The organism is Qipengyuania algicida, from assembly GCF_009828025.1.
Taxonomy (GTDB): Bacteria; Pseudomonadota; Alphaproteobacteria; order Sphingomonadales; family Sphingomonadaceae; genus Qipengyuania; species Qipengyuania algicida.
On sequence record NZ_WTYA01000005.1, the window covers coordinates 86,711 to 111,209 of the forward strand.

The window sequence follows — 24,499 nt, forward strand, 5'->3', positions numbered from 1 at the left end:
CACGACGGCGCGACCGGTTGGCAGTGATTGATCGGGGAACCTCGTCTTGACCTCACCCGCTGCGACCTTAAGGCGCGCGTCAATGGTCGATGTTCTATCCGCCCCTCCGCCTCTCGCGCGTCTGCGCGAAGAGTTGCCAGTCGCGCTTTTTCTCGATTTTGACGGAACTCTCGTCGATCTCGCCGCCTCGCCGGAAGAGATTGCAGTGCCAGCAGGATTGGGGGGGCGGCTCGAACACCTTTGTCGGCAGCTCGACGGACGGCTTGCGCTTGTCAGTGGACGCGCGCTCGACAATCTTGATCATCATCTCGGGAAATTGGCCATCGCCCGCGCCGGATCCCACGGGGCCGACCAACGCTTGGCAGATGGCAGTGTGTTGGGCAAGGCGACGGAGGCGTTGCCCGACCATGTCGTCGCGCAGATCGACGATTATGCCGACAAAGTCGGTTTGCACTACGAATCCAAGGCGCATGGTGCGGCGCTCCATTCGCGCGCGCAACCCGGAGAGGAGGAAGACGCCGCGCATTTCATGGCGCAACTTGCCGGCGCGAACGGCCTCGTGCTGAAGCGTGGCAAGTTCGTTGCCGAACTGGTGCGCCCGGGTGCAGACAAGGGCACTGCCATACGTGCCTTCATGGCCCATATGCCCTTTTGCGGCGCGCGGCCTATATTCCTCGGAGATGACGTGACTGACGAGGACGGCTTTGGTGCAGCGCATGAATTCGGTGGTCTCGCCATAGCAGTCGGTCCACGCCGTACGGAAAATGCCGACTATGCCCTTGCCGATCCTGCCGCAGTGCACCATTGGTTGGGATTGTGAGCATCCCCCAAGCAAGTCTCGACCTCTGGCCGATCGGCAATTGCCAGGTTTCCGGCCTCATCGACAACTCCGCAGGATTGGTGTGGGGCTGCGTCCCCCGCGTTGATGGCGATCCGGTGTTCTGCTCTTTGCTCAACGGCGACAAGCAGGATCAGGGCGTTTGGCGGTTCGAGCTGGAGGACCAGGTTTCGGCCACCCAGCATTACGAGCGCAACACCCCGATCCTGATTACCCGGCTGGAGGCGAAGGATGGCAGTGCGGTAGAGATTTCCGATTTCTGCCCCCGGTTTGAGCGCGACGGGCGGATGTATCGTCCGGTTGCCTATGCCCGGATCGTGCGCCCGGTGGCTGGCACCCCGCGTCTCAAGACAACACTGGCCCCCATGCGCAATTATGGCGCCGAGCTGGCGAAGACCACGCATGGCACCAATCACATTCGCTATCTGATCGGCGACCAGTCGATCAGGCTCTCGACCGACGCGCCGGTGGGCTATGTCCTCGAACAGCGCGCCTATCGCGTCGAAAGCGACCAGCACTTCTTCTTCGGTCCGGACGAGCCTTTCCACGGCAATGTCCGCGACGAGGTGCGGCGGATGGAATCGCTGACGCGCAAATACTGGCGCCTGTGGGTGCGCGGCCTCGCAACGCCGATGGAATGGCAGGATGAGGTGATCCGTTGTGCGATCGCGCTGAAGCTGTGCCAGCACGAGGAGACGGGCGCGATCGTCGCCGCGCTGACCACCTCGATTCCCGAGGCGCCGGGGACGGAGCGCAATTGGGACTATCGTTATTGTTGGATTCGTGACGCCTATTACACCGTGCAGGCGCTGAACCGGCTCGGCGCGCTCGACGTGCTTGAGAAATATCTGACTTACCTGAGGAACATCGTCGACAATTGCGCCGACGGTCTGATCCAGCCACTCTATTCAGTGATGGGCGACCATCATCTGAATGAGCGGATCGCCGAAGATCTGGCGGGTTATCGCGGAATGGGGCCGGTTCGGGTCGGGAATGCAGCATACACCCAGGACCAGTTCGACTGTTACGGCCAGATCGTGCTGCCGTCGGCCCATGGCTTCTTCGACCGTCGGCTGTTGCGCATGGCAGACGAGCGGGATTTTGCCAGTCTCGAACAAGTTGGCGAGATGGCATGGCAGAAGCACGACCAGCCCGATGCCGGATTGTGGGAGTTCCGAACGCGTAGCGCGGTTCATACCTATTCGGTGATGATGAGCTGGGCGGCCTGTCATCGCCTTTCCGTTATCGCGCAAAAGCTCGGCAAGACCGACCGTTATGATTTCTGGCGTGCGCGCGCTGAAAAGATTCGCGAAAGCATCGAAACCAAGGCTTGGGTCGATGACGGAAAGGGCGGTCACTACACGGCCGCCTTTGGTCACGATTACCTCGATGCGAGCCTGCTGCAGCTTGCCGAGGTGCGGTTCGTCGAACCGGACAATCCACGCTTCCGCTCGACTCTCGCGGCGATCGAAACCGGACTGAGGCGCGGCGATTACATGCTGCGCTACGCCACCGAAGACGATTTCGGAATGCCGGAAACAGCGTTCAACATCTGCACTTTCTGGCTGATCGAGGCATTGCACCTCGACGGGCGCGACGAGGAAGCGCGATCGCTGTTTGCAGACATGCTCGAACACACGACCGATTCGGGCCTTTTGTCGGAAGACCTGGCCATCGACAGTGGCGAATTGTGGGGGAACTTCCCGCAGACCTATTCGCTGGTTGGTGTGATCAATTGTGCAAGCCTTTTGTCCACGAGCTGGAATACGATCCGTTGAGTCGTCTCGTCATCATCTCCAACCGCGTCGCCGTCCCCAAGGCGCGCGGAGCGGCAGGTGCACAAGGCGGACTGGCGGGAGCGCTCAACGCGGCGCTCAAGAAAAGCGGTGGATTATGGTTCGGCTGGTCAGGCGAGACTTCCGAAAATCCTTCGTCGGAACCGCATATCGGCACCTATGACGGTGTCACGATGGCGACGATCGATCTTTCGCCGCATGATCTGGACGAATATTACAACGGCTATGCCAATTCGACGCTTTGGCCGCTGTTTCACTATCGCATCGATCTCGCCCGCTTTGAGCGGGAGACCGGCCGTGGATATGAGCGGGTCAACGAACGCTTCGCCAGCTCGCTTGCCCCGCTGCTCGAACCCGATGACGTGGTATGGGCGCATGATTATCACCTGATCCCGCTGGGCGAAGATCTCCGCCGCAAGGGTTTCACCAATCGCATGGGGTTTTTCCTCCATACGCCCTGGCCGGCGACGCGGCTGCTGGTGTCGCTGCCGTATCATGAGCGGCTGGTAAAGACGATGCTGGCTTACGACCTGCTCGGTTTCCAATGCGACGAATGGCTCACCAGCTTCCTGCATTATTGCGAGTACGAGCTCGGCGCTGATGTCGACGAGGAAAGCGGGCGGATTGAGCTCGATGGGCTGACGACGATCGCAAGGGCCTATCCGATCGGGATCGACTACCAGCACTTCAAGGAACTCGGAGAGACAGGAGAGGCACGCCAGACCGCGCAGCGCGTGCTGTCCAGCACCCGCCACCGCACCGCGATGATCGGTGTCGACAGACTCGATTATTCAAAGGGGCTGCCGGAAAGGCTGGACGGGATCGGGCGTTTCTTCGACCGCTTTCCAGAACGCGTACAGGATCTGGTCTACATCCAGATTGCCCCGCCTAGCCGCGAGGATGTCGAAAGCTACAAACGCATCCGGGCCGAGCTTGAACAGAAGGCGGGCCAGATCAACGGTGCGCGCAGCCGGATCGATCTCGTTCCGATCCGCTACGTCAATCAGGGGCATACCCAGGGCCAATTGGTTGGTGCCTATCGCGCCTGCAAGATCGGCCTCGTCACACCGTTACGCGACGGCATGAACCTCGTGGCGAAAGAGTATATCGCCTGCCAGGACGCGGAAGATCCCGGTGTGCTGATCCTATCGCGCTTCGCCGGGGCGGCACAGCAATTGTCGGAGGCGTTGCTCGTCAACCCGCACAGCCCGGACGATATTGCCGAGAAAATCCGCCAGGCGCTCGACATGCCCCTCGCAGAACGCAAGGCGCGCTGGAAGTCGATGCGCAATTGCGTACGCGACGAAAACATCCAGCGCTGGACCGAGAACTTTACCGGTGACCTCGACAAGCTAGTCCGCGCCTGACGCGGGTTTAGTCCTCCGACTTGCGGCGCGCCTTCTTGCGCTCATGCGGATCGAGGATCGCCTTGCGCAGACGGATCGATTTCGGCGTTACCTCGACCATCTCGTCATCGTCGATATAAGCGATTGCCTGCTCGAGCGTCATGATCCGCGGGGGCGTCAGGCGGATCGCATCGTCCTTGCCCGAAGAGCGGAAGTTGGTGAGCTGCTTGGACTTGAGCGGATTGACCTCGAGATCGTCGGGCTTGGCGTTCTCGCCGATCACCATCCCCTCATAAACCTTTTCCTGCGGGCTGACGAACAGCACACCACGGTCCTCAAGGCTGTTGAGCGCATAGCCGACAGCCTCGCCGCTGGCGTTGGAAATCAGCACGCCGTTGATACGGCCCTCGATCGCGCCCTTATGGGCGTCGTATTTCTCGAACAGGCGATTCATGATGCCCGTACCGCGTGTGTCGGAGAGGAATTCGCCGTGATAGCCGATCAGCCCGCGGCTGGGAGCGGAAAAGGTGATGCGCGTCTTGCCCTGACCGGAAGGACGCATTTCGGTCAGTTCGGCCTTGCGGCGCTGCATCTTCTCGACCACCGTGCCGGAGAATTCGTCGTCGACGTCGATAACGACGGTCTCGAACGGCTCCATGCGCTTGCCGCCTTCTTCGCGGAACAGCACGCGCGGGCGGCTGATACCGAGTTCGAAACCTTCGCGGCGCATCGTTTCGATCAACACGCCGAGCTGCAATTCGCCGCGTCCGGCAACCTCATAGCTGTCCTTGTCGGCGCTTTCGGTGACGCGGATCGCGACATTGGTTTCTGCCTCGCGCAGCAAGCGGTCGCGGATCATGCGGCTCGTCACCTTGTCGCCCTCGCGCCCGGCAAGCGGGCTGTCGTTGACCGCAAAGCGCATCGCCAGCGTCGGTGGGTCGATGGGCTGGGCGGCGATTGGCTCGGATACTGACGGGTCGGCGATGGTGTTGGAGACGGTCGCCTTTTCAAGCCCTGCCAGCACGATGATATCGCCCGCCTCGGCACTGTCGACCGGCACGCGCTCCAGCCCACGGAAGCTCAGCAGCTTGGTGGCGCGTCCTGCCTCGACCACATTGCCCTTCGCATCGAGCGCGCGGATCGGGTCATTGACCTTGATCTTGCCCGACTGGACGCGACCGGTGAGCACGCGGCCCATGAAATTGTCTCGGTCGAGCAGGGTCGCAAGGAAAGAGAAGGGCGCATCTGAATCGAGACCGGGCGAGGGCACATGGTCGACGATCAGTTCGAACAGCGGGTTGAGATTGCCCGAACGTGCGGTTTCGTCGGGGCTGGCATAGCCATCGCGGCCCGACGCCCATAGCGAGGGGAAGTCGAGTTGATCGTCATTCGCATCGAGCGAGGCGAACAGGTCGAACACTTCGTCCAGCACTTCCTGCGGACGCGCATCGGAACGGTCGATCTTGTTGACGACCACGATCGGGCGCAAGCCCAGTGCGAGCGCCTTGCCGGTGACGAATTTGGTCTGCGGCATCGGGCCTTCGGCCGCATCGACAAGCAGGATCACGCCATCCACCATCGACAGGATGCGCTCGACCTCGGCACCGAAGTCCGCGTGGCCCGGAGTATCGACGATATTGATGCGCGTGGTTTCTCCGCCACGCTCCCATTCGACGCTGGTGCACTTGGCGAGGATGGTGATTCCGCGCTCCTTTTCGAGATCGCCCGAATCCATCGCGCGCTCCTCGACCCGCTGGTTCTCGCGGAAGGTGCCGGACTGGCGGAAGAGCTGATCGACGAGCGTGGTCTTGCCATGGTCGACGTGGGCGATAATCGCGATATTGCGCAAGGAGCGTGACATGGGAGCTTTCGGGGTAGGAATGGGCGGCAGCAACAGCGCCGTTCGCGCGCGCCCCTAGCGGAGCATGGCTCTTTCGGCAAGCGTCGCGAGGGGCCATCTGTTGCTCAAGAGGCACAAAAATCGTGCCCGTCGGAAGATTTCCATTGCGAATCCGAACTGAAACATTGAGCCAATATTGCCGACAAGCTACTCGGCGGGCGGGCGAAGTTAGCAAGAGCTTCGACCCCGGGTCGCACCTGATAAGAGAGGAATTCATACATGCGCTTCCGCGCCAATTTGCACGTCCGCCATCTGTTGTTCGCAGGCGTCGCCGCTGTTTCGATTTCAGCCGCCGCCAATGCGCAGGACGCCGCTGCACAAAGTCAGGCGCAACAGTCGCCTGATCAGACTGCCGCCGAATCATCGGAATCGACCGCTTCGACCGCTCCGGGCGATGAAGATGCCCCGCTCGGCAGCGGTAATGAAATCATCGTCACGGCCACCAAGCGCGCACAGACGCTGCAGGATGTGCCGGTCGCGGTCAGCGTCACCACCGCCGACACCATCGAGCGCGCGCAGATCCGCGACATCACCGATCTGTCGAGCGTCGTGCCCAGCCTGAAGGTGAGCCAGAATCAGAGCCAGTTCGCCACCACCTATTCGATCCGCGGCTTCGGCACGAATGGCAACAACCTCGGCCTCGAACCCTCGGTCGCGGTTTTCGTGGACGGCGTCTATCGCAGCCGCGCAATCTCGCAGATCAGCGACCTTCCAGACGTCGAGCGCGTCGAAGTGTTGCGCGGTCCCCAATCGACCCTGTTCGGGAAAAACGCCAGCGCGGGCGTGATTTCGATCATCACCAAGAAGCCATCCTTCACCCCGCACGGCAGCCTGGAAGCGAGCTACGGCAACTACAACGCCGCCGTCGTCAAGGGCTACCTCACCGGGCCGATCACCGACACGATCGCAGCCTCGATCTCGGCGGGTTACAACCGTCGCGACGGGTACCTCACCAACGCCTACAACGGCGATGACATGAACAACCGCAACCGCTGGTTCGCGCGCGGCCAGTTGCTGTTCGAACCGACCCCCGATTTCAGCTTCCGCGTGATCGGCGATTACGACAAGCTGGACGAGAAATGCTGCGGCGTCGTCAACCTGCGTCCTTCGGCGGCAACCGCCGCGGTCCGGGCAGTTGGCGGGATGGTCAACGATTACCGCACGCCGTTCGCCGACATCGTCTATTCGGACGTGGTTCCGACCAGCAAGATCGAGAACTGGGGCGTTTCGGGGCAGGGCGATTACAATTTCGGCCACTTCAAGCTGACCTCGATCACCGCCTATCGCGAAACGCGTCTTAACGCCGATCAGGACGTCGATTTCACCAGCGCCAGGCTGGCGACGGGCGCCAATGTCGGCCAGTCGACGATCAAGACCTTCACCCAGGAACTGCGCCTTGCGAGCGATTTCGACGGGCCGATCAACTTCCTGCTTGGCGGATACTACTTCAACGAGAAGCTGAAGACCGCCGACCAGATCGTCTATGGTGACGATTTCCGCAATTACGCGAACATCTTGGTCGGGGGTCCGGTGACCAGCCCGCCCAACGATCTGGCGATCCAGCAACTCGAAGGCCAGATCAGCGCGCTGACCGGCACGAATTACGCCGGGCAGTTCTTTGCATCGGGGCAGGGCTTCTTCGACAAGTTCACCCAGAAGGACGAGAGCTGGTCGGTGTTCGGCAATGTCGACATCAAGCTGGCCGAGCCGCTGACGCTGACGCTGGGTGCCAACTACACCAAGGACGCCAAGGATGTGGCGTCCAATTCGGTCAGCACGGATGTGTTCAGCGGGCTCGATCTGACCTCAATCGGGCAGACTGCGATCTACGCTGGTGCGCTGTCGCAGACCCTTGCGGGCTTTGGCGTCGATGCGTCCAATCAGGCACAGGTTGCCGCATTTGCGTCGGCCAATCCGGCTGCTTTCGCACAGATCCAGTCCGGGGCGCAGGCCTATGCCGCCGCCAACGCCAGCGATCCTTCGGTCAACCCGCTGCTGGCGCTCAGGCCGCTGCAATTCCTGCCACCTTTGCAGAACTTTCCTAACGCGGTCGAGAACGGCAAGACGCGGGATGGCGACTGGACCTGGTCGGCGCGACTGGCGTACAAGTTCAACCGCCAGATCAACGCCTATGTCTCCTATGCTACGGGCTTTAAGGCTTCGAGCTGGAACTTGTCGCGCGACAGCCGTCCCTCGCTGGAGGATTACACCGCACTGGTCAGCCGTGGTTTGGCGGTCAACAACCTCGTTCCCGGATCGCGCTTTGCCGCGCCGGAAAATTCGGAAGTGTACGAGCTGGGGATCAAGGCCAACTGGGGTCTCGCCTCTGCCAACCTCACCTTCTTCAAGCAGTCGATCAAGAACTTCCAGACCAACACCTTCACCGGCACCGGCTTCGTGTTCGCCAACGCGGACAAGGAATCGACTTTCGGTATCGAGTTCGACGGGATGGTGAAGCCGGCTGAGCCGCTGACGCTCAGCCTGGCGATGACCTATCTCGACCCGAAATACGACAGCTTCCCCAACTCGCCCTTTGGCGATTTGTCGGGCACAGAAGTCTTCGGCATTCCGCGTCTTTCGGCGGTGTTCGGGGCGGAGTGGAACCAGCCGATCGGCAGCAATGGCGATCACCTGATCCTGCGCGGCGACTTCGACTATTCCTCGCCTACGCAGGTGGAGCCGGGTTTGCTTGCGTTCATCACCACCAATCCGGACGGCAGCCGCAATTACGCACCAGCCTATGCCGCTGCGCGCCCGTTCGTGCAGGAGGTGACCAACCTCAATGCCTCGCTGACCTATTCCTTGGGGATGGGTCTGGACCTGACGGTGTGGGGCCGCAACTTGCTCGACGACCGCAACATTACCGACGTCTTCGATTCGGTGGCGCAGAGCCAGTCGATCAGCGGCTATATCAACCAGCCACGCACCTACGGCGTGTCGGCGCGGTTCAAGTTCTGATCCGAACGATCATCGTGACAAGGGAAGGGGGCCTGCGGGCCCCCTTTTTTGTTGGACAAAGAATGGAAGCGAGCCGGCTTACCAAAGACATTTGTGTCGAGCGTCGCCGTGAAACAAATTCACCATGACGAAATGAGCGAGGCTCAACTTCACTCCATGACCAGCCCTAAAGCGCCCGCAACGCCTGCGCAGGGCGCACCCTCAGCAGCGGTAGCGAACCCAGCACCGCAAACGCTAAAACCGCCAGCAATCCGCCGCCCAGCGTTGTCAGCACCACGCCCCAGTCGGGCAGCCAGTCGAGCTCGAACAGCTTGACCACCACCAGCCAGGCGCCAAGGCTGCCCAACGCCAGTGCGACCGCGCCCAGCACCAGCACCAGCGCGGCATATTCGGCCAGCGCCATCGCCAGCACCTGCCAGCGGTTCGCGCCCAGCACGCGCAGGATCACCGTGTCGTAGCTGCGCTGCGCGCGCGCTGCGGCAATCGCGCCGAGCAGCACGGCGATCCCCGCCAGCACCGTGACCCCGGCGGCAACCAGCGTCGCGAGGCCGACTTGGCCCAGCAGATTGCGCGCCTGCACCAGCACATCGCCGACCTCGATCACCGAAGATGACGGGAACCGCTTGACCAGCGCCCGCAGCAACGGCCCGCGCGCGGCATCGTCGTGCAGCGAAATCGTCGCGGCAAGATTATAGGGCGCGTCCATCAGCACGTCGGGGCTGAGGACGAAGACGAAATTGAAGCCCAGGCTTTGCCAGTCGATCCTGCGAAAGCTGGTGACGCGAGCGGTCTTCTGGACGCCCAGCACGCCGAATGTCACATCGTCGCCCAGCTTGAGGCCGACTGCACGCGCGAAATCCTCGTCCACCGAAACCTCTGGCGGGCCGGTATAGCCGGGCTTCCACCACGCGCCCGCGCTCACCGCATTGCCCGGCGGCACCGTGTCGGAGAAGGTCAGCCCGCGCTCACCGCGCAGAGCCCAGGCACCTTCGGGAATGCTGGTCATGTCGGCAACGCGGGTCATTTGGCCGGGAGGTCCGAACGCCAGCACCGCCCCACGCAACATCGGCACGGTGCGCAGATCGGCCTTGGGATCGATGGTGCGCACCAGATCGGCGAATCCCTGCGCCTGCCCGCGCGGCACATCGAGCACGAAGTAATCGGGTGCCTGCTGCGGCACACGCTTGGCGATGGTCCCCTCGATCGCGCTCTGGACGGCGGTCAGCAGGACGAAAGCAGCAAGGCCAAAGCCGAGTGCGGTAATCAGCGCGCCGGTGGCCGAGCCGGGACGGTGGAGATTGGCGAGCGCAGTGCGCGCAACCGGGCTGCGCGGGCGGGGAAGGGCTGCCGCAATCCGCTTCACCGTCCAGCCCACCAGTGCGAGCAGGCCGAGCATTCCCGCAACGCCCAGCAAGAATCCGCCGGTCAACTGCCAGTTGCGCGATGTCGCCAGGGCCAGTCCGCACAGCGCAAGCAGCCCTCCGCCGACCACCACCAGCGCGAGCCGGTCGCGCGCCAGCGGTGCGATCCGCGCGCGCATCAACGCCATCGCCGGAACGTGGCGCGCGCGCAGCAGCGGCGGCGCCGCAAAGATCAGCGCGACCAGCACGCCATAGGCAAAGGCCAGCAGAACGGCGGGCAGCGAAAACACCAGCCCGTTCTCAACCGGCAGCAACCCGGCAATGGCCTTGGCGAGCAGTGGCGTGATCGCAAGGCCGATGGCGATCCCCGCCACGCTCCCTGCAACCGCGGCCAGCGCAATCTCCAATGCGTAAATCCGCGCGATATCGCCGCTCGTCGCGCCAAGGATCTTGAGCGTGGCGATATTCTGTCGGCGCGCATCGAGATAGGAGGTGACGCCTCCACCGATCCCGATTCCCGCGATTACCAGCGCTGCGAGCCCGACCAGGGTAAGGAAATCGCCCATTCGCGCAATAAAGCGGTCCGCTCCGGGCGAGGCCTTGTCGCGCGTACGGACCTCAAACCCCTGATTGGGAAATTCACGCTGGAAAGCGTTGCCGATGGCTTCAGGCGATTGCCCGTCTTCGATCGCGAGGCGTACCTTGGTGCGATACATCGATCCCGGCGCGATCAGCCCGGCAGCCTGGGGAAATCGCGCGTCGACGATGATTGTCGGGCCGAACTGGAATCCTTCGCCTAATTTGTCAGGCTCATTGGCGATGATGCCGCCCACGCTTAGCGTCTGCGATCCAATGGCGAAGGTTTGCCCCGATGTGAGCGCGAGCCGGTCGGCGGCGTCCTGCGACAGCCACGCCTCACCCGGCGGCGGATTACGTACCGATCGCCCGTCCTTGAGCGTCAGCGCGCCATAGAGGGGGTAAGCATGATCGACCGCCTTCAACTGGACCGGCACCGCCAGATCGCCGTGCCGCGCCATCGCCTGCAGCCGCGTGCCCTGCGATACGCGGCCGTCTTTGGCGAGCGCGACCAACTCGGTCCGCGACAGCGGGCGCTGCCACACCGAAACCTGCAGATCGCCGCCCAGGATCACCTGCCCACGGCTCGCCAGCTCTCCCTGAATACCGGCGGTCAGCGTGCCGATTGCGGTCAGCGCGGCAGTTCCCAGCAGCAGGCAGACCAGCAGCAGGCGCAGCCCCTTGAAACGCGCAGACAGATCGCGGCGCGCGATACGCCATGCCCCGCGCCAGCCGAACGCGGCGACGTCAGTCACGCGTGTCGCTCGCGATGATGCCGTCCGCCAGTGTGATGACGCGGCCACAGCGTGCGGCCAGTTCCGGATCGTGGGTGATGACGACCAATGTTGCCTGCGTCTGCGCACGGCGGGCGAACAGCATGTCGACGATGGAATGGCCGGTTGCCGCGTCGAGATTGCCCGTCGGCTCGTCAGCGAAGAGCAGTGGCGGGCGCGGTGCGATGGCGCGGGCAATGGCAACGCGCTGTTGTTCGCCGCCCGATAGCTGCTGCGGATAATGGTCGAGCCGGTGGCCGAGTCCGACCGCGTCCAGTTCCACCTTAGCCCGATCACGCGCATCGGTGGCGCCTGCCAGCTCAAGCGGGGTGGCGACGTTTTCCAGCGCGGTCATCGTCGGCAGCAGGTGGAACGCCTGCAACACGATCCCGATCCGCCCACGCCGGGCGCGTGCCAGCGCATCCTCGCTCAGCGCGGTAAAATCCTCACCCGCAATGGACAGCGTCCCACCGCTCGCCCGTTCCAGCCCGGTCAGGACGGCCATCAGCGAGCTCTTGCCCGAACCCGAAGGGCCGAGCAGGGCCAGCGTTTCGCCGGGCATCACGGTAAGGTCGATGCCTTTGAGAATGGGGACGGGCGCAGCGGCACTGCCGAGCGTCAGGGTGAGCGATTTGGCTGAAATAACCGGAGAAGGGCTTGTCACACTTGAGCGATGGCATAAGCAGGGTGTCGCAACAAGGAGTCTCGCCGTTGTCCGTCAGCCGTTGGTCGATATTGCCGCTGCTCTTTGCACTCGCCGCCTGCGGCAGTGGGGGTGATCGCGCTCCCGATGCGTCCACTTCTGCTCAGGCGGTAAACAGCCAGTCAGCGGCAGAGCCATCCCCGGTAGCAGGGCCGCAGCGCCATATCCTGGCCTTTGGTGACAGCCTGTTCGCCGGCAAGGGGGTGGGGCCGCAGCGCAGCTATCCGGCCCAGATGCAGGTGGCGTTGAGGGCCAGGGGCATCAATGCGGTGATCGCCAATGCCGGGGTTTCGGGTGACACCACTGCCGCCGGGCTCGAACGGCTGGCGTTCACGCTCGACGCGCAGCCGCAAAAGCCCGACCTGGTGCTGCTGGAGCTGGGCGCGAACGATATGTTGCGCGGGATTTCCCCGGAACAGACCCGCGCCAATCTGGGAGCCATGCTCGACGTGTTGAAGAAACGCGGGATTGCGGTTCTCATCATGGGGATGCGTGCGCCGCCCAACTACGGCGCGGAATACGAAAAGAGCTTCGACGCGATCTATCCCGATCTTGCCAAGCGCTACAAGGCGAAGCTGGTGCCATTCTGGCTTGAGAGCATCTACCAGCGGCCTGAGCTGTTCCAGTCCGACCATCTCCACCCGACGGTGGAGGGGATTGGTATTCTGGTGAAGGCGACGGAGCAGGCGGTCGAGCAGGCCTTGCCACCGCCTCCTGACAAATAGCATTTTAGCACGGCGATACCGCGCCGCCACTCACCGTCCACATTGCCGCTTCGTCGGCGATCTCGGAGAATGGCGCGATTTCGGTGCCTGTCAGCCAGACCTGCGCGCCGCTATCCTTCAGTCGCGTGTAAAGCGCCGCTCGGCGCGACGGATCGAGGTGGGCGGCGACCTCGTCGAGCAGCAACAGCGAGGGGCGACCACGTGCTGCGAGCGCTGCGTGGGCAAGCGTCATTGCGATCAGCAGCGCCTTTTGCTCGCCGGTGGAGCTTTGCGCGGCCTCCACGCCCTTTGCGGCGTAGAGTACTTCCAGATCGTCGCGATGAGGGCCGACGAGCGTTCGCGCGGCGGCGCGGTCGCTCTTGCGACTATCGTGGAGTGACTGGCTCAGCTGGTCGAAGCCGACCGGGCCGCCCGCCAGGTAGTTCAGGGCCGGGCGGGGAAAGGGATTCTCCTCATGTCGGACGATTTCGCCCATCAATGCGTCAACGAGACGCGTGCGCCCCTCCGCGACCGCCGCGCCATGGCGTGCGAGCTGGGCCTCGATCGCGTCGAGCCATTGGGGTTCGGGAGTTCGATCGTCGGATAACAGTCGATTGCGCTCGCGTAGCGCTCGCTCATAGTGCGATACATGACTGGCGTGTGTCGGATCGAGCGCGAGCGCCAGCCGGTCCATATAGCGCCGCCGTTCAGATGCCGGCGCGACGAACAGCCCGTCCATGGCGGGCGTCAGCCACCCGATGGCGAGCCATTCGCCAAGCGTTGCCGCGCTGGCATCTGCGCCATTGATCCGCACCCGGCGGCGACCGGGCTGGTCGGGCTGGGTATAGGTTCCGAGCCGCGTTTCATCCGCGCCCTTCAGCGAAGCCCCGACCGCGAAACCGCCGCCGCCATCGGCGCGGGCGATTTCCGACAGGCTCGCGCGGCGCAGGCCGCGACCGGGGGCGAGTAGGGACAGTGCCTCGAGTACGTTCGTCTTCCCGGCGCCGTTCGCACCAACCAGCAGGTTGAGCTGGGCCGTCGCCTCGAGCGTGGTCGAAACGTGGTTGCGAAGGTCCTGCAGAGAGATGCGATCGAGCGCCATGGACAGCCGGCGACCTAGCCCGGAAGCGTGCCTCCCGTCACCCGAAAACCTTCATTTCTAACAATTGGGAAAAATTCCCAACATTGCGCAAAGGTGAATGACGCTGTGTCGCTCCGTTCAGACGGAAATGGCGGAAATGCAGGGTTTTTCGAGTTTGGCACGCCTGTTGCAATCTTTTGTCATGTCCCTGGAATGGTCTGGGGCAACATCAGGAAGGAAGTTTTTATGTCGATCTTCAATGCCCACAACGCTCTCGCCGCCGTCGCCGCTTTCGCCATCTCGGCGCTGTGCATGGCCACTGCCATCGTTCCCGCAAGCCCTGCTGGCCTGTTCGCCTGAACCCGGCCCACCACGCAACCCAATCCAAGGAGACCTACCAATGTTCGAATTTTCCACCGACAAGCTGCTCGCCGCCGCTTTCTCGCTCGTGATGACGGGTCTGATCCTCGCCACCACCATCGTTCCCGCTTCGCCCAATGGAATTTTCGCATGAACGATATTCGCGAAATCAAATCCGGCGGGCGCCCCGGCTTCCATCTCGACCGCCGCAACGGCAAGCTGATGGGCGTCGCCTCAGCCATCGCCGACTGGACCGGGCTCAACACAACACTGGTACGGATCGCCTTCGTGGTCGGTGCCTTCGTCAGCTTCGGCACTGCCGCGCTGATCTATCTCGCGATCGGACTGATCGCCGACTGAGGGGGACTCGCGGACGAGGCCCCCTCGTCATATTTTCAACGATAACGAACCCGCAAACGGGGTCACATGGCCGAGATACCGCCGTCGAGCTTCAGCTCCGCCCCGGTCATGAACTTGCTCTCATCGCTTGCCAGATACAGCACCCCATTGGCGATGTCGTCCGGTTCGCCGACGCGCTTCAAGGGAATTTGCCGGGCGAGCTTGTCCATGATGACGCTCTTTTCCTTGCCCGTGCTGGCGACCATCCCGTCAAGGATCGGCGTGTCGATGAAGGTCGGGTGGACCGAGTTACAGCGAATGTTCCAGCCCATCTTGGCGCAATAGAGCGCAACCGACTTCGACAGCATCCATACCGCCGCCTTACTGGCGTTGTAGCCCGGCATGGTGTCGCTGGCGATGAGGCCGGCGATGGACGAGATGTTCACGATCGAGCCGGGCTGGTGATCCTTCATCAACGGCAACGCCTTCTGGCAGCCGAGGAACACGCTATCGACGTTGATCGCGAAACCGCGCCGCCATTCGTCCAGCGTGCAGGTCTCGATATTGCCGCGCACACCGACACCGGCATTGTTGACCAGTACGCTGAGACCGCCCAGATGCTCGCGCGCAGCGTCGATGGCGGCTTCCCATTCGGCTTCCTGAGTCACATCGAGCTTCATTGAATAGGCGGTGCCTGCGCCGTGCTCGGCGTTGATCGCCTCGGCGGTTGCATCCGCACCGCTGGCGTTGATGTCGGTAACGAGGACCCGCGCGCCTTCGCGAGCCAGCATCTTCGATTGCGCCGCACCGAGCCCCTGCGCGGCCCCTGTTACCAACGCGAGCTTGCCTGCCACACGTCCAGCCATATTCACTCTCCCGCTATTATCTGTGTTCCCAGCAGCAAGAGCATCCGCACGTCGATTCCGCAACCTTGCTCGCGTTTGGCGGCAATGAATTGCCTGAGGTCACAGATGGGGACGCGGTGGACGGTGATATTCTCGCCCTCGGTTCCGCCGCCCGGGCCGATTTGTTCGAGACCGCTGGCGCGCACCAGCGTGAAGCTTTCGCTGACCATTCCGGGGGAGGAGAAGAAATTGCCCATGTCCTCCAGCTTGCTCGCGCGATAGCCGGTTTCCTCTTCCAGCTCGCGCCCTGCGGCGGCGAGATCATGCTCGTCCTCTTCGCCCTCGATATCGCCGATCAAACCGGCGGGCAGTTCAAGGCAGTTGCGGCCCAGTGGCACGCGATATTGCTCAACAAGGATCACGTCACCGTCGATCAGGGGCAGGATGACCGCGGCGCGAATGCCACGCGCGCGGCTGACATATTCCCAGCGGCCCCGTTTCTTGGCGGTGACGAACTTGCCCTGCCAGACGATGTCTTCCGGCGCGTCATGGTCGGGAACGGACATTTCGAAAAAACCCTCGGAATGTAGGTCAGAGTTCGATCAGGCGGTCGGGCAGCTCGTTTACATCGTCGTCCGCGCGCGGGAATTGCTCGGCCAGTATCTTGCCGACTTCGGTGACGCCCGATGCCATTCCCTCGGCAATCCGGCCCGCCTTGATCTCTACCAGCATGGCCGCCATCGCATTGCCCCAGACTTCGGCCGGGACCTTGGCTGCTATCGCTTCGTCGGCGACGATCTCCGCGCGGCGTTCACGCAGCGAGAGGTACAGCAGCACGCCAGTGCGCCCCACCGTGCGGCGATCCGCGCCGACCTTGAACAGCCGCACTGCGGCTTCGTTTGCGCGCGCCGATTTGACCGGGCCAGGAATGAGGAAGAACTTGAGCGGCTGCCACGCCTGGATGAGCCACATTCCGAAGAACTTGGCGAGGCCGATCCCAGTGACGAGCGTCATCAATTCGCCTGCCGTCCAATCATGCGCCCAATTGCCGAAGATCCGGTCGAACAGGCCGGTGTAGAAGGCAGGGAAGGTCGAGACGATGGCCATGGCGGTGAACGCCACCGCGGCGGCCCACAGCAGCGCGACCTCGGTATAGCCATCGGAACGGTCGGTGAGGACCGTCACGATCTCGCCCGAGGTGTTCTCCTCTGCCCTGGTGACGGCTTCGGTGACGAGCCGCTGTTGTGCTTCGGTCAAACGTGCCATCACCAGCCTCCGCTCGCGCCGCCGCCGGTGAAACCACCACCGCCGCCGCCAAAGCCGCCGAAGCCGCCGCCACCTCCGCCGAAGCCGCCGCCTCCACCCCAATCGTCATGATCGGTAAAGCTGCGCGCAATGCCCTTGCCCACTTCCCACAGCATGATGTCGCGCGCGGCATTGCCCCAAGGGCTGCGATAGCGCCGCCGCCTGCGGCCACGCCCGAACATCGGCAGGACGAAGAAAAAGAACAGGAAGGCGAGCCAGAACAACGCGCCGATGGGAAATCCGCCTTCGTTCGACTTCTGCGATGCCTTGCGCGCCGCCTCGGCCTCTTCGATGGCCTTGGCCTGCGCCGGATCCATGTCGAGCTGCTGGATGATCGCGTTGACGCCATCGACGATGCCCTGTGACATATCGCCCTTTTTGAACTCGGGCACGATGACGTCGCGGATGATCCGGCCCGACATGATATCGGTCAGCCGCGTGTCGACCCCGCGTGCGGTGCGGATGGTCAGCTTGCGCTCGCTCGGCGCGACCAGCAGCAGGACGCCGTCCTGGCTTTTCTTGCCGCCGATGCCCCATTTTTCAGCGAGCGCGAGCCCATAGTCCTCGATCGCCTGCCCATCGAGCGAAGGGACAGTGGCGACGATGATCGCGCGGCCTGTCTTGGCGTTATAGGCGCGCAGCTCGCTGTCGAGGCTGGCGGCATCCGCCGGTTTCAGGACATGCGCGTAATCGGCCACCGGCCCATCCGGCCGCGCCGGATATTCGGCGCGGGCGGAGGTGGACACGAGCGCCAGCAATAGCGCAATTATTCCAAATAGCTTTTGCACGGACATCACGCTGCTTTCTTGAGACAGCCGGGGGAGTGGGCCGGCTTGCCTAGATCGGCGGCATAGGTGTCGGTCGCACGCATCAATGCTTCCGCGCCCGCAATCGTGCCAATTCCCATTTTCCCCTGCCGGTAGAGTGGCAACATGTCACGATCAATGATCTGCTTGGCGCGTTGATCGGTGATTACACTCTCCAGCCCGCAGGCGACATCAATTCGTACCTGGCGCTCATTTGGAGCGACCATGATTAAAAGTCCTCTTTGTGTCTTGGAATCGCCAATCCCCCAACGCCGAGCGGTCTCCTTCGAGACGTCCTCGATAGGACGTCCGTTGAGCGTCGTTACGCTTGTCACGACGAGAGCATTGCCTGTGCGTTTGAAATATTCGCGCAATTCCTGATCCAGCTTTGCCCCCTGTGTTGGCGAGAGAATATCAGCGCTGTCGACAACAGGACCAATGGGCGTATCCCGGTTCCCAGCGCTTCCCCGCGCCCCGCAGCCGGTCAATAACGCGGCTGCGAGACAAAGCAGGACTAGGCGCATCGCGCTACCTCAGTTGGTTGCCGAGGTCGCCGTCGCGCTCGGCGTTGCGGTGGCGTTGTCGTTTGCGCCGGGCATTGCCGGAGCCGGGGCGGGCTGGGCGCCCATGTCGCCGAAGTTCACGTTGGGCGCGTTCTGTGCTCCCGCGCTCGCTTCGAACGGGACCATCGGCTTGGCTCCATGGATCAGCTTGGCGCCGATTGCATCGGGGAAGGTGCGTATCGTGGTGTTATAATCCTGCACGGCTTCGTTGTAGCGCACGCGCGCGGTGTCGATGCGGTTCTCGCTGCCTTCGAGCGCGGTCATCAGATCGGCAAACCGAGCCTGGCTCTGCAACTGGGGATAGTTTTCGACCACCGTGCGCAGCTGGCCGAGCGCCTGCGTCAGCTGGTTCTGCGCGTCCTGGAATTTCTTGAATTCCGCCGGGTTGGACAGGTCGTCAGTGGTAACATTGATGCTGGTCGCGCGGGCGCGGGCGTTGGTGACATTGGTCAGGATGGTCGTTTCCGACTGCGCCGCCGCCTTCACCGAGGCGACCAGATTGGGCACCAAATCGGCGCGCCGCTGATAGGCGCTCTGGACGTTGGCCCAGGCGGCCTTGGCGGCTTCCTGCTTCTCTGGGACCGAATTGATTCCGCAGGCCGATAGCGCAAGGGCGAAGCAGGCGATCATGGCAGTGCGAATAGCGGATAGGCGAGTCATGGAAATGGCTCCTCGGGGGTCTAACTGTCTTATAGAGATAGCACGGCTGGCAGGGCTTGCAAGCGAAGTCGGTGCTTGAGCAGCGGGGATGAGCATGGCAGTAGGGGCGGCAGAATGGTGGCCGCTGGTTGGGAGCGTAAGTATGTTGCAGGAATTCAAGGCATTCATCGCCAAGGGCAATGTGATGGATCTGGCGGTTGCTGTCATTATCGGCGCGGCTTTCGGCAAGATCGTCACCTCGCTTACCGAGGACGTGATCATGCCGATCGTCGGCTTCATTTTCGGTGGAGCGGATTTCTCGAAGTACTTTATCCTGCTCCACGCACCCGCGAATTACACCGGATCGATGCAGGATTACGCCGCGCTCAAGAAGGCGGGCGCGGCGATGATCGGTTATGGTTCGTTTCTCACCGCGATCATCAATTTCCTGATCCTGGCTTTCATCATCTTCCTGTTGGTACGCTACACCCACAAGGTGATGGCCGAGTTCGAGAAGAAGCCTCCCGAAGAAAAGCCTGCTGGCCCGACCGAGCTCGACCTGCTGAAAGAGATCCGCGACGAGCTCAAAAAGCGCGCGGACTAAGACCGGAAGCGGTGTCACGAGCGCACAAGCGCTCACCAGGCTGACCGCAGCAATGCGACCGTTAGGTGTCGCATCAGCGAGCATATCGCATGCCCGCTGGCGTGCTGGCGTGCTGGCGCAAACACATCCATCCACTTTTCATTATGCGAAGGATCGCTATATATGGGGTGCTGGCTTCGGCTGGCTATGGCGATAAACTGCTGCGTGCAATAGGCACAACGGACCCGGGGGCAGTACCCGGCGGCTCCACCACAAAACCCGGATTTTCCGGGGCTTATGACGGGGCCGAACTAGGATCGACGTGTGTTGAAAGACGTAGTTTTTGCTCGGGCTGAGTAACCCGTTCAAGGCTCAAAACCCACAAGTGCCAATGACAATGAAGCACTCGCTCTCGCTGCGTAATCTGACGGCCTAACGGCCTGATCTTACAAAGCCTAGAGCACGGTTCGGACCGAACCGGGTAACAGAATCGGAAACCGGGGGCCCGGGGCGGGCCTAGCAACAGAACCGCCCCACCTCCTCACACCAGATTGAGCGCTGACACCGCATTTACTTGCACCGCGAGCATCGCGGTTAAATGCCCGGATAGTTGTTTTTCGCCTGACCCATTGTCTTCCGCTGCCTTTTGCTGTCAGCTATTAGTCGCCCCTCATGGGTCAAAAGGGTGTCGGAAATGAGCAGCAAGAACCTCTTTTTCGTGCTGCTTTTTTCCTTCGGGGTGACGCCAGTCGCGGCATTGGCGCAAGACGATGCTGCGCAATCAGTCGGTCCGCCGTCACCCGATGATGATTGCCAACGCAGGCAGGAAGCGGCAGAGATATCCGGTGAAATTGTGGTGTGCGCCAATCGTGAGCGTAACGACGCCTATCGCTTGCGCGACCCGAATTCTTCGAATGCCTACGCTGATGCGACAAGGGACAAGGGGGCTGCGCGCGCGCCCGACATGAATGGCCCGCCTTGTGAGCCCAGCCTTCTGACCGCGTGCATCAAATCGAACAGGACATATGAAGGAGCGCGGGAAATCGACTTGTCGGCGCTGCCCGTCGCGCCGCCGGGCTCGGATGCGACCAAGGTCGGTCCACACGGTTGAGATTGTGAGTGACTATGCGGCATCTGCCGAAGGCACGGATTTTGGTTCCGTGGACGCCTCGCGTGCCACCTTTTCCAACTTCAAACAGTCAAGGATCTTCGCGCCCGCAAGAAACACCGAACCAGTCGCGGCTAGGAACAGCAGTTTTCCGCCGAAGCCGGGGTATTGCTGCATATAGACATGGCCCCGCTCGGTGGCGCCGAGTGCCAGGGCGTAGATGATCAGATAGGCCTCCCAGCGCGTCTTGATGACGAACAGACGACCGATCTTTTTCAGCACAATTTGCGATCCTTTCGTTAACACCACTCGCAGCAAACATCGTGCCAGCGCCGCAATTCCGGGAATTGTGGTGGTTAATGAGGTGCGAAGTGTAAGGTGCGCCGACATATCGTGTCCAGCGCATTAACCATGATTGTGCCGGTGCAGGGCGACTAGAGCAACTCGCCCAGTCCGAGTTCTTGCAACAGCGCCTTACGCGCAGCCACGACACGATCCGCCAGTCCGGCATCGCCGATTTCGCTCGGTTCGATCCGTTCGGGCCAGGTTTCGGCAATCACCGCCTCGATCCTGTCGGCCTTGGCCGCGTCGAGCAGGAAGCGATTATCGACCGTTGCAGGATCGGCCACTACCCGCAGGCGTAGGCAGGCGGGGCCGCCGCCATTGGCCATCGACTGGCGCACATCGACCGGGATCACCTGACGGATCGGGCCATTGCCCGCCAGCATCTGTTCGACCCAGCCCCACACGCTGGCGCTTTCGCGGCATTCCTCGGGGACCACCAGCGCCATCGTGCCGTCCGGCAAGGTGAGGAGCTGGGCGTTGAACAGATAGGTGCGGATCGCTTCTTCGAGGCTCACAGCTTCTTCGGGCACCTCAACCACTTCGAGCGCCGGGAAGGCTGCGCGGATCGCCTCGTAAGCGCCCTGCTGATCGGCAAAGGCGCGCGCATGGGTTAGCAACACGCGCTCGTTGGCCACGGCGACGACGTCGTTGTGGAACGCGCCTGCCGCAATCGCTTCCGGGTTCTGTTCGATGAAGACGCAAGCGTCCGAGTCGAGCCCGTGGAGGCGCGCCACCGCGCGGCTGGCCTGTTCGTGCTGGCGCGCGGGAAAGCGCCCGCCCTGCTTGCCATAGACGAACACTTCGGCGCCGCACGCGCCATGCCCTTCGCACAGCCGCATATGATTGGCTGCGCCCTCGTCACCAAAGCTGGGCGGCACCGCCTCGTGCACCGCGAAATGCTGCGCATCGCCGAATGCGATGTCGAGCTGGCGCTTCGTATCGGGCCACTCCTGCCCGCGATGGAGCATGGTGACGAGATTGGCTGGCGTCAGGTGGCAGCGTCCATCGGCGGTATCGGGGGCTGGGCTGACTGTAGCGGCATTGGCGGTCCACATGCTCGATGCGGACCATGCTGCGGCGGTGAGCTGGCGCGGGGTGCTGTCATCGACCGCCAGATCGCGCAACAGCTGGCCATTGGGGCGGGGCAGGGGAAGCAGGAAACCCTGTGCCAGCCCGCGCGCCATATTGCCGCGCATCTTGGCGATACCTTGCAAAGCCGCGGCGCGGGGGAAACTCGCATCGCCCTTGTGACTGGCGCTGGCGATATTTCCGAGGCTGAGTCCAGCATAATTGTGGCTGGGGCCGACGATCCCGTCGAAATTGATCTCAACTAGCGTCACCGTGCCACGCTCCACACCTCGTCGCCCTCGCTTACGCCGAGCAGTTCGGCTGCGCGAGAATCGATTGCCACGCCGTCATCGCCGCGCATTTCGCGCAGGCCATAGCAACTGCGGAAGCTGTCGAGCGTACCCGTTGCAAGGATCGCGCGTTCGCCAATGTCGAGGTCGCCATCCTCAAGCTTGGCAGGAACCGCCTCCGCCACGCTTTTCACCTGATCGGTGCGTGCGGTCATGGTCGGGCCGCCGTCGAAGATATCGACATAGCCTTCGTGGCTGAAGCCTTCCTTCTCCAGCATCCGCATCGCGGCGCGGCCGGTGGGGTGGGGCAAGCCGATGACCTTGCGCGCTTCTTCGTCCAGCATGGACACATAGACCGGGTGCTTGGGCATCAGATCGGCGATGAACTGGTTGCCGTGGATGGCGTTGAAATAATCGGCGTCCTGGAAACTCATACCGAAGAAACGGCCTGCGACGCCGTCCCAGAAGGGGGAGCCGCCGCGGTCGTCAATCACCCCGCGCAATTCGGCGAGGATGCGGTCGGCAAAGCGCGGGCGATGCATGGCGATGAACAGGTAGCGGCTGCGTGCGAGCAGTAGGCCAAGCCCACCCGCGCGTTCGTTCGGATGGAGGAACAGCCCGCCGACTTCGCTCGAACCTTCGAGATCGGTGGTCAAGCTCAGCAGCTCAGCGCGCACCGTGCGGTCGAGCTCCTTCGAATACTGCGTCAGCGTATTGAGCCTATAGGAATAAAACGGCCAGCGCTGGCCGACCTGGGTCATCAGCTGGCAGGTCCCGCGCACGGCCCTGGTCTCGGCATTTTCGAGCGCGAGGACGAACTGGTCGTCGCCCAGATCGTCGCTGGTGCGCGAGAACGCCGCTTCGGAGCGACCCAGCTTGGCCTCGATCGCGTCGCGGTCGGCGGGCAAATTGGTGAACCCGCCGCCAGTCAGCTTGGCCATTTCATACAGAGGTTCGACATCGGTCAGGCGCGCAGCGCGCAGGCGAAAGGTCACAAGGTCTCTCCTGAAGCCAGCCGTTCGAGCACCAGCGCCGACAGGGCTGCGCGCTCGACGAGGCTGGGTACGATCATGAATTCATCCGGCGAATGGATCTTGCCGCCGCGCACACCCATGGTGTCGACCACCGGCACGCCGCAGGCCGCAACATTGTTGCCATCGCAGACGCCGCCGGTGGGCTGCCAGCCGATGGTCTGGCCCAGTTCCGCGCCGCAATCGCGGACCAGATCGAACAGTTTCTGCGCGCGCGCATCGACCGGCTTGGGCGGGCGCGTCACGCCGCCGTGGCGATAGACCGTGATGTCGTGCTCCTTCGCAAGCGCGTTGAGAATCGCGTCGAGCTGGCCATCGAAGCGGTTCATCGCCTCGGTCGTCTTGGGGCGGATATTGAACCGCAACACAGCAAGGTCGGGCACGACGTTGTTCGCGCCGCCGCCTTCGATCTTGGCCGGGTTGACGGTGATGTCATCGCCCTGCAGCGCGGTAATCCTGAGCACCAGATCGCTCGCCGCGACGATGGCGTTGCGCCCGTCCTGCGGATTGCGACCGGCGTGGGCGCTGCGTCCGTGCAGGGTGATCGAATAATTGCCGGTGCCGCCGCGTGCATGGGCGAGTGTGCCGTCGGGCAGCGCGCTGGGTTCATAGGTCAGCGCGGCATATTTGCCCTGCGCCAGCCGCTCGATCAGGGCGCGGCTCGCCAGACTGCCGGTTTCCTCGTCCGAATTGATCATCACGTCGTAGCCGATGCGGCTGGCATTCGCGCCGCGTTCGAACGCCATCAGTGCGTGAAGGATGACGCACAGGCCGCCCTTCATATCGGCGGTGCCGGGTCCGTTAACGGTCTCCTCGTCAACCCGCGTGACGCTTTGGAAAGGGTGATCGGAGGGAAACACGGTGTCCATATGGCCGGTCAGCAGGATGCGCCGCTCCGCCTCGGGGCGGACGCTCAGCACCATGTGGCGGCCATGGTCCTTGGCGAATTCCTTGCCGTCGGGGGCGATGGCCGTGACTGGTGCAGGTTCGACCAGTTCGACCGTGCCGGGCAGGGCCGCAAAAGCGTCTGCGAGCTTGCCTGCCACCTCGGTCAGACCGGCCAGATTGCCGGTGCCGCTGTTGATTTCTGCCCATTGCAGGGTCTGGGCGAGCATCGCATCGCCATCGATGGTTTCGAGTTGGGGGACGACCGGTTTCATGCGCAACCGCCTAGCCGGGCA

At 62.8% G+C, this 24,499-nt stretch carries 24 protein-coding genes and 1 other RNA gene; 11 read left to right on the plus strand and 14 right to left on the minus strand.

Going from position 1 to position 24,499, the window contains the following annotated elements:
• Positions 1-82 precede the first annotated feature (82 nt).
• Genes otsB through GRI58_RS07710 form a run of 3 tightly spaced genes read left to right on the plus strand, consistent with a single transcriptional unit; the run spans position 83 to position 4,001 of the window.
• Positions 83-820 (plus strand): trehalose-phosphatase, encoded by a 738-nt coding sequence (otsB, locus tag GRI58_RS07700; protein ID WP_160753003.1) that lies wholly within the window; start codon positions 83-85, stop codon positions 818-820.
• 2 nt (positions 821-822) lie between these two features.
• The gene (locus GRI58_RS07705; protein WP_160753153.1) at positions 823-2,616 is read left to right on the plus strand and encodes a glycoside hydrolase family 15 protein; all 1,794 of its coding nucleotides are present in this window, start codon (positions 823-825) and stop codon (positions 2,614-2,616) included.
• Entirely contained in the window at positions 2,613-4,001 is a 1,389-nt protein-coding gene (locus tag GRI58_RS07710; RefSeq protein WP_160753004.1) for an alpha,alpha-trehalose-phosphate synthase (UDP-forming), read from the plus strand. Before GRI58_RS07705 ends, GRI58_RS07710 begins: the two co-directional genes overlap by 4 nt.
• A 7-nt stretch (positions 4,002-4,008) precedes the next feature.
• Here GRI58_RS07710 and typA read toward each other — a convergent pair whose 3' ends face one another.
• On the minus strand, positions 4,009-5,841 hold the full coding sequence (gene typA, locus GRI58_RS07715; RefSeq protein WP_160753005.1) for a translational GTPase TypA: 1,833 nt from the start codon (positions 5,839-5,841) through the stop codon (positions 4,009-4,011).
• Between the two features lie 258 nt (positions 5,842-6,099).
• On the opposite strand from typA, the gene GRI58_RS07720 reads away from it, so the two are divergent.
• Positions 6,100-8,838: a TonB-dependent receptor gene (locus tag GRI58_RS07720; RefSeq protein WP_160753006.1), complete on the plus strand. Its 2,739-nt coding sequence runs from the start codon at positions 6,100-6,102 to the stop codon at positions 8,836-8,838.
• A gap of 166 nt (positions 8,839-9,004) precedes the next feature.
• Here GRI58_RS07720 and GRI58_RS07725 read toward each other — a convergent pair whose 3' ends face one another.
• Together GRI58_RS07725 and GRI58_RS07730 are read right to left on the minus strand one after the other, a co-directional pair.
• Positions 9,005-11,530, minus strand: a complete 2,526-nt coding sequence (locus tag GRI58_RS07725) for an FtsX-like permease family protein (RefSeq protein WP_160753007.1) — start codon at positions 11,528-11,530, stop codon at positions 9,005-9,007.
• A complete protein-coding gene (locus tag GRI58_RS07730) occupies positions 11,523-12,212 on the minus strand; it encodes an ATP-binding cassette domain-containing protein (protein WP_160753008.1) in 690 nt (229 codons plus the stop codon). Before GRI58_RS07730 ends, GRI58_RS07725 begins: the two co-directional genes overlap by 8 nt.
• Positions 12,213-12,259: 47 nt before the next feature.
• Here GRI58_RS07730 and GRI58_RS07735 point away from each other — a divergent pair, with 47 nt between their 5' ends.
• On the plus strand, positions 12,260-12,976 hold the full coding sequence (locus tag GRI58_RS07735; RefSeq protein ID WP_237452177.1) for an arylesterase: 717 nt from the start codon (positions 12,260-12,262) through the stop codon (positions 12,974-12,976).
• 4 nt (positions 12,977-12,980) lie between these two features.
• On the opposite strand, the gene recF is transcribed toward GRI58_RS07735, so the two are convergent.
• Positions 12,981-14,057, minus strand: a complete 1,077-nt coding sequence (recF, locus tag GRI58_RS07740; RefSeq protein WP_160753009.1) for a DNA replication/repair protein RecF — start codon at positions 14,055-14,057, stop codon at positions 12,981-12,983.
• Between the two features lie 225 nt (positions 14,058-14,282).
• Here recF and GRI58_RS15425 point away from each other — a divergent pair, with 225 nt between their 5' ends.
• The 3 genes from GRI58_RS15425 to GRI58_RS07745 are packed head-to-tail and all read left to right on the plus strand — an operon-like array spanning position 14,283 to position 14,756.
• On the plus strand, positions 14,283-14,396 hold the full coding sequence (locus GRI58_RS15425) for a recombination protein F (RefSeq protein WP_202386871.1): 114 nt from the start codon (positions 14,283-14,285) through the stop codon (positions 14,394-14,396).
• 40 nt (positions 14,397-14,436) lie between these two features.
• Entirely contained in the window at positions 14,437-14,550 is a 114-nt protein-coding gene (locus GRI58_RS15430; RefSeq protein ID WP_202386872.1) for a recombination protein F, read from the plus strand.
• Complete coding sequence (locus GRI58_RS07745; protein WP_160753010.1) at positions 14,547-14,756, plus strand: PspC domain-containing protein; 210 nt, start codon at positions 14,547-14,549, stop codon at positions 14,754-14,756. Before GRI58_RS15430 ends, GRI58_RS07745 begins: the two co-directional genes overlap by 4 nt.
• Positions 14,757-14,818: 62 nt before the next feature.
• Here GRI58_RS07745 and GRI58_RS07750 read toward each other — a convergent pair whose 3' ends face one another.
• From GRI58_RS07750 to GRI58_RS07775, 6 genes are read right to left on the minus strand one after another with little or no spacing between them, the layout of a single operon-like run.
• Positions 14,819-15,601, minus strand: coding sequence for an SDR family oxidoreductase (locus GRI58_RS07750; RefSeq protein WP_160753011.1), 783 nt, complete (start codon positions 15,599-15,601; stop codon positions 14,819-14,821).
• A gap of 2 nt (positions 15,602-15,603) precedes the next feature.
• Entirely contained in the window at positions 15,604-16,146 is a 543-nt protein-coding gene (locus GRI58_RS07755; RefSeq protein WP_160753012.1) for an NUDIX hydrolase, read from the minus strand.
• 25 nt (positions 16,147-16,171) lie between these two features.
• A complete protein-coding gene (locus GRI58_RS07760; RefSeq protein WP_160753013.1) occupies positions 16,172-16,846 on the minus strand; it encodes a TPM domain-containing protein in 675 nt (224 codons plus the stop codon).
• Complete coding sequence (locus tag GRI58_RS07765) at positions 16,846-17,631, minus strand: TPM domain-containing protein (RefSeq protein ID WP_337190919.1); 786 nt, start codon at positions 17,629-17,631, stop codon at positions 16,846-16,848. The genes GRI58_RS07760 and GRI58_RS07765 overlap by 1 nt, the downstream gene beginning before the upstream one ends.
• A 47-nt stretch (positions 17,632-17,678) precedes the next feature.
• Positions 17,679-18,215: a TPM domain-containing protein gene (locus GRI58_RS07770; RefSeq protein ID WP_160753014.1), complete on the minus strand. Its 537-nt coding sequence runs from the start codon at positions 18,213-18,215 to the stop codon at positions 17,679-17,681.
• Between the two features lie 9 nt (positions 18,216-18,224).
• Positions 18,225-18,914: a LemA family protein gene (locus GRI58_RS07775; protein WP_202386873.1), complete on the minus strand. Its 690-nt coding sequence runs from the start codon at positions 18,912-18,914 to the stop codon at positions 18,225-18,227.
• Positions 18,915-19,056: 142 nt separating this feature from the next.
• On the opposite strand from GRI58_RS07775, the gene mscL reads away from it, so the two are divergent.
• The 3 genes from mscL (at position 19,057) to GRI58_RS07790 (ending at position 20,587) form a co-directional block, all read left to right on the plus strand.
• Positions 19,057-19,497, plus strand: coding sequence for a large conductance mechanosensitive channel protein MscL (mscL, locus tag GRI58_RS07780; RefSeq protein ID WP_160753157.1), 441 nt, complete (start codon positions 19,057-19,059; stop codon positions 19,495-19,497).
• A gap of 131 nt (positions 19,498-19,628) precedes the next feature.
• Positions 19,629-19,975: a transfer-messenger RNA gene (gene ssrA / locus GRI58_RS07785) on the plus strand.
• Between the two features lie 195 nt (positions 19,976-20,170).
• On the plus strand, positions 20,171-20,587 hold the full coding sequence (locus GRI58_RS07790) for a hypothetical protein (RefSeq protein WP_160753015.1): 417 nt from the start codon (positions 20,171-20,173) through the stop codon (positions 20,585-20,587).
• 12 nt (positions 20,588-20,599) lie between these two features.
• Here GRI58_RS07790 and GRI58_RS07795 read toward each other — a convergent pair whose 3' ends face one another.
• The 4 genes from GRI58_RS07795 to GRI58_RS07810 form a co-directional block, all read right to left on the minus strand.
• Positions 20,600-20,866: a hypothetical protein gene (locus GRI58_RS07795; RefSeq protein WP_160753016.1), complete on the minus strand. Its 267-nt coding sequence runs from the start codon at positions 20,864-20,866 to the stop codon at positions 20,600-20,602.
• A gap of 152 nt (positions 20,867-21,018) precedes the next feature.
• Positions 21,019-22,269, minus strand: coding sequence for an N-succinylarginine dihydrolase (locus GRI58_RS07800; RefSeq protein ID WP_160753017.1), 1,251 nt, complete (start codon positions 22,267-22,269; stop codon positions 21,019-21,021).
• A complete protein-coding gene (locus GRI58_RS07805; RefSeq protein ID WP_160753018.1) occupies positions 22,266-23,282 on the minus strand; it encodes an arginine N-succinyltransferase in 1,017 nt (338 codons plus the stop codon). Before GRI58_RS07805 ends, GRI58_RS07800 begins: the two co-directional genes overlap by 4 nt.
• On the minus strand, positions 23,279-24,478 hold the full coding sequence (locus GRI58_RS07810; protein ID WP_160753019.1) for a hydrolase: 1,200 nt from the start codon (positions 24,476-24,478) through the stop codon (positions 23,279-23,281). The genes GRI58_RS07805 and GRI58_RS07810 overlap by 4 nt, the downstream gene beginning before the upstream one ends.
• Positions 24,479-24,499: the final 21 nt, after the last annotated feature.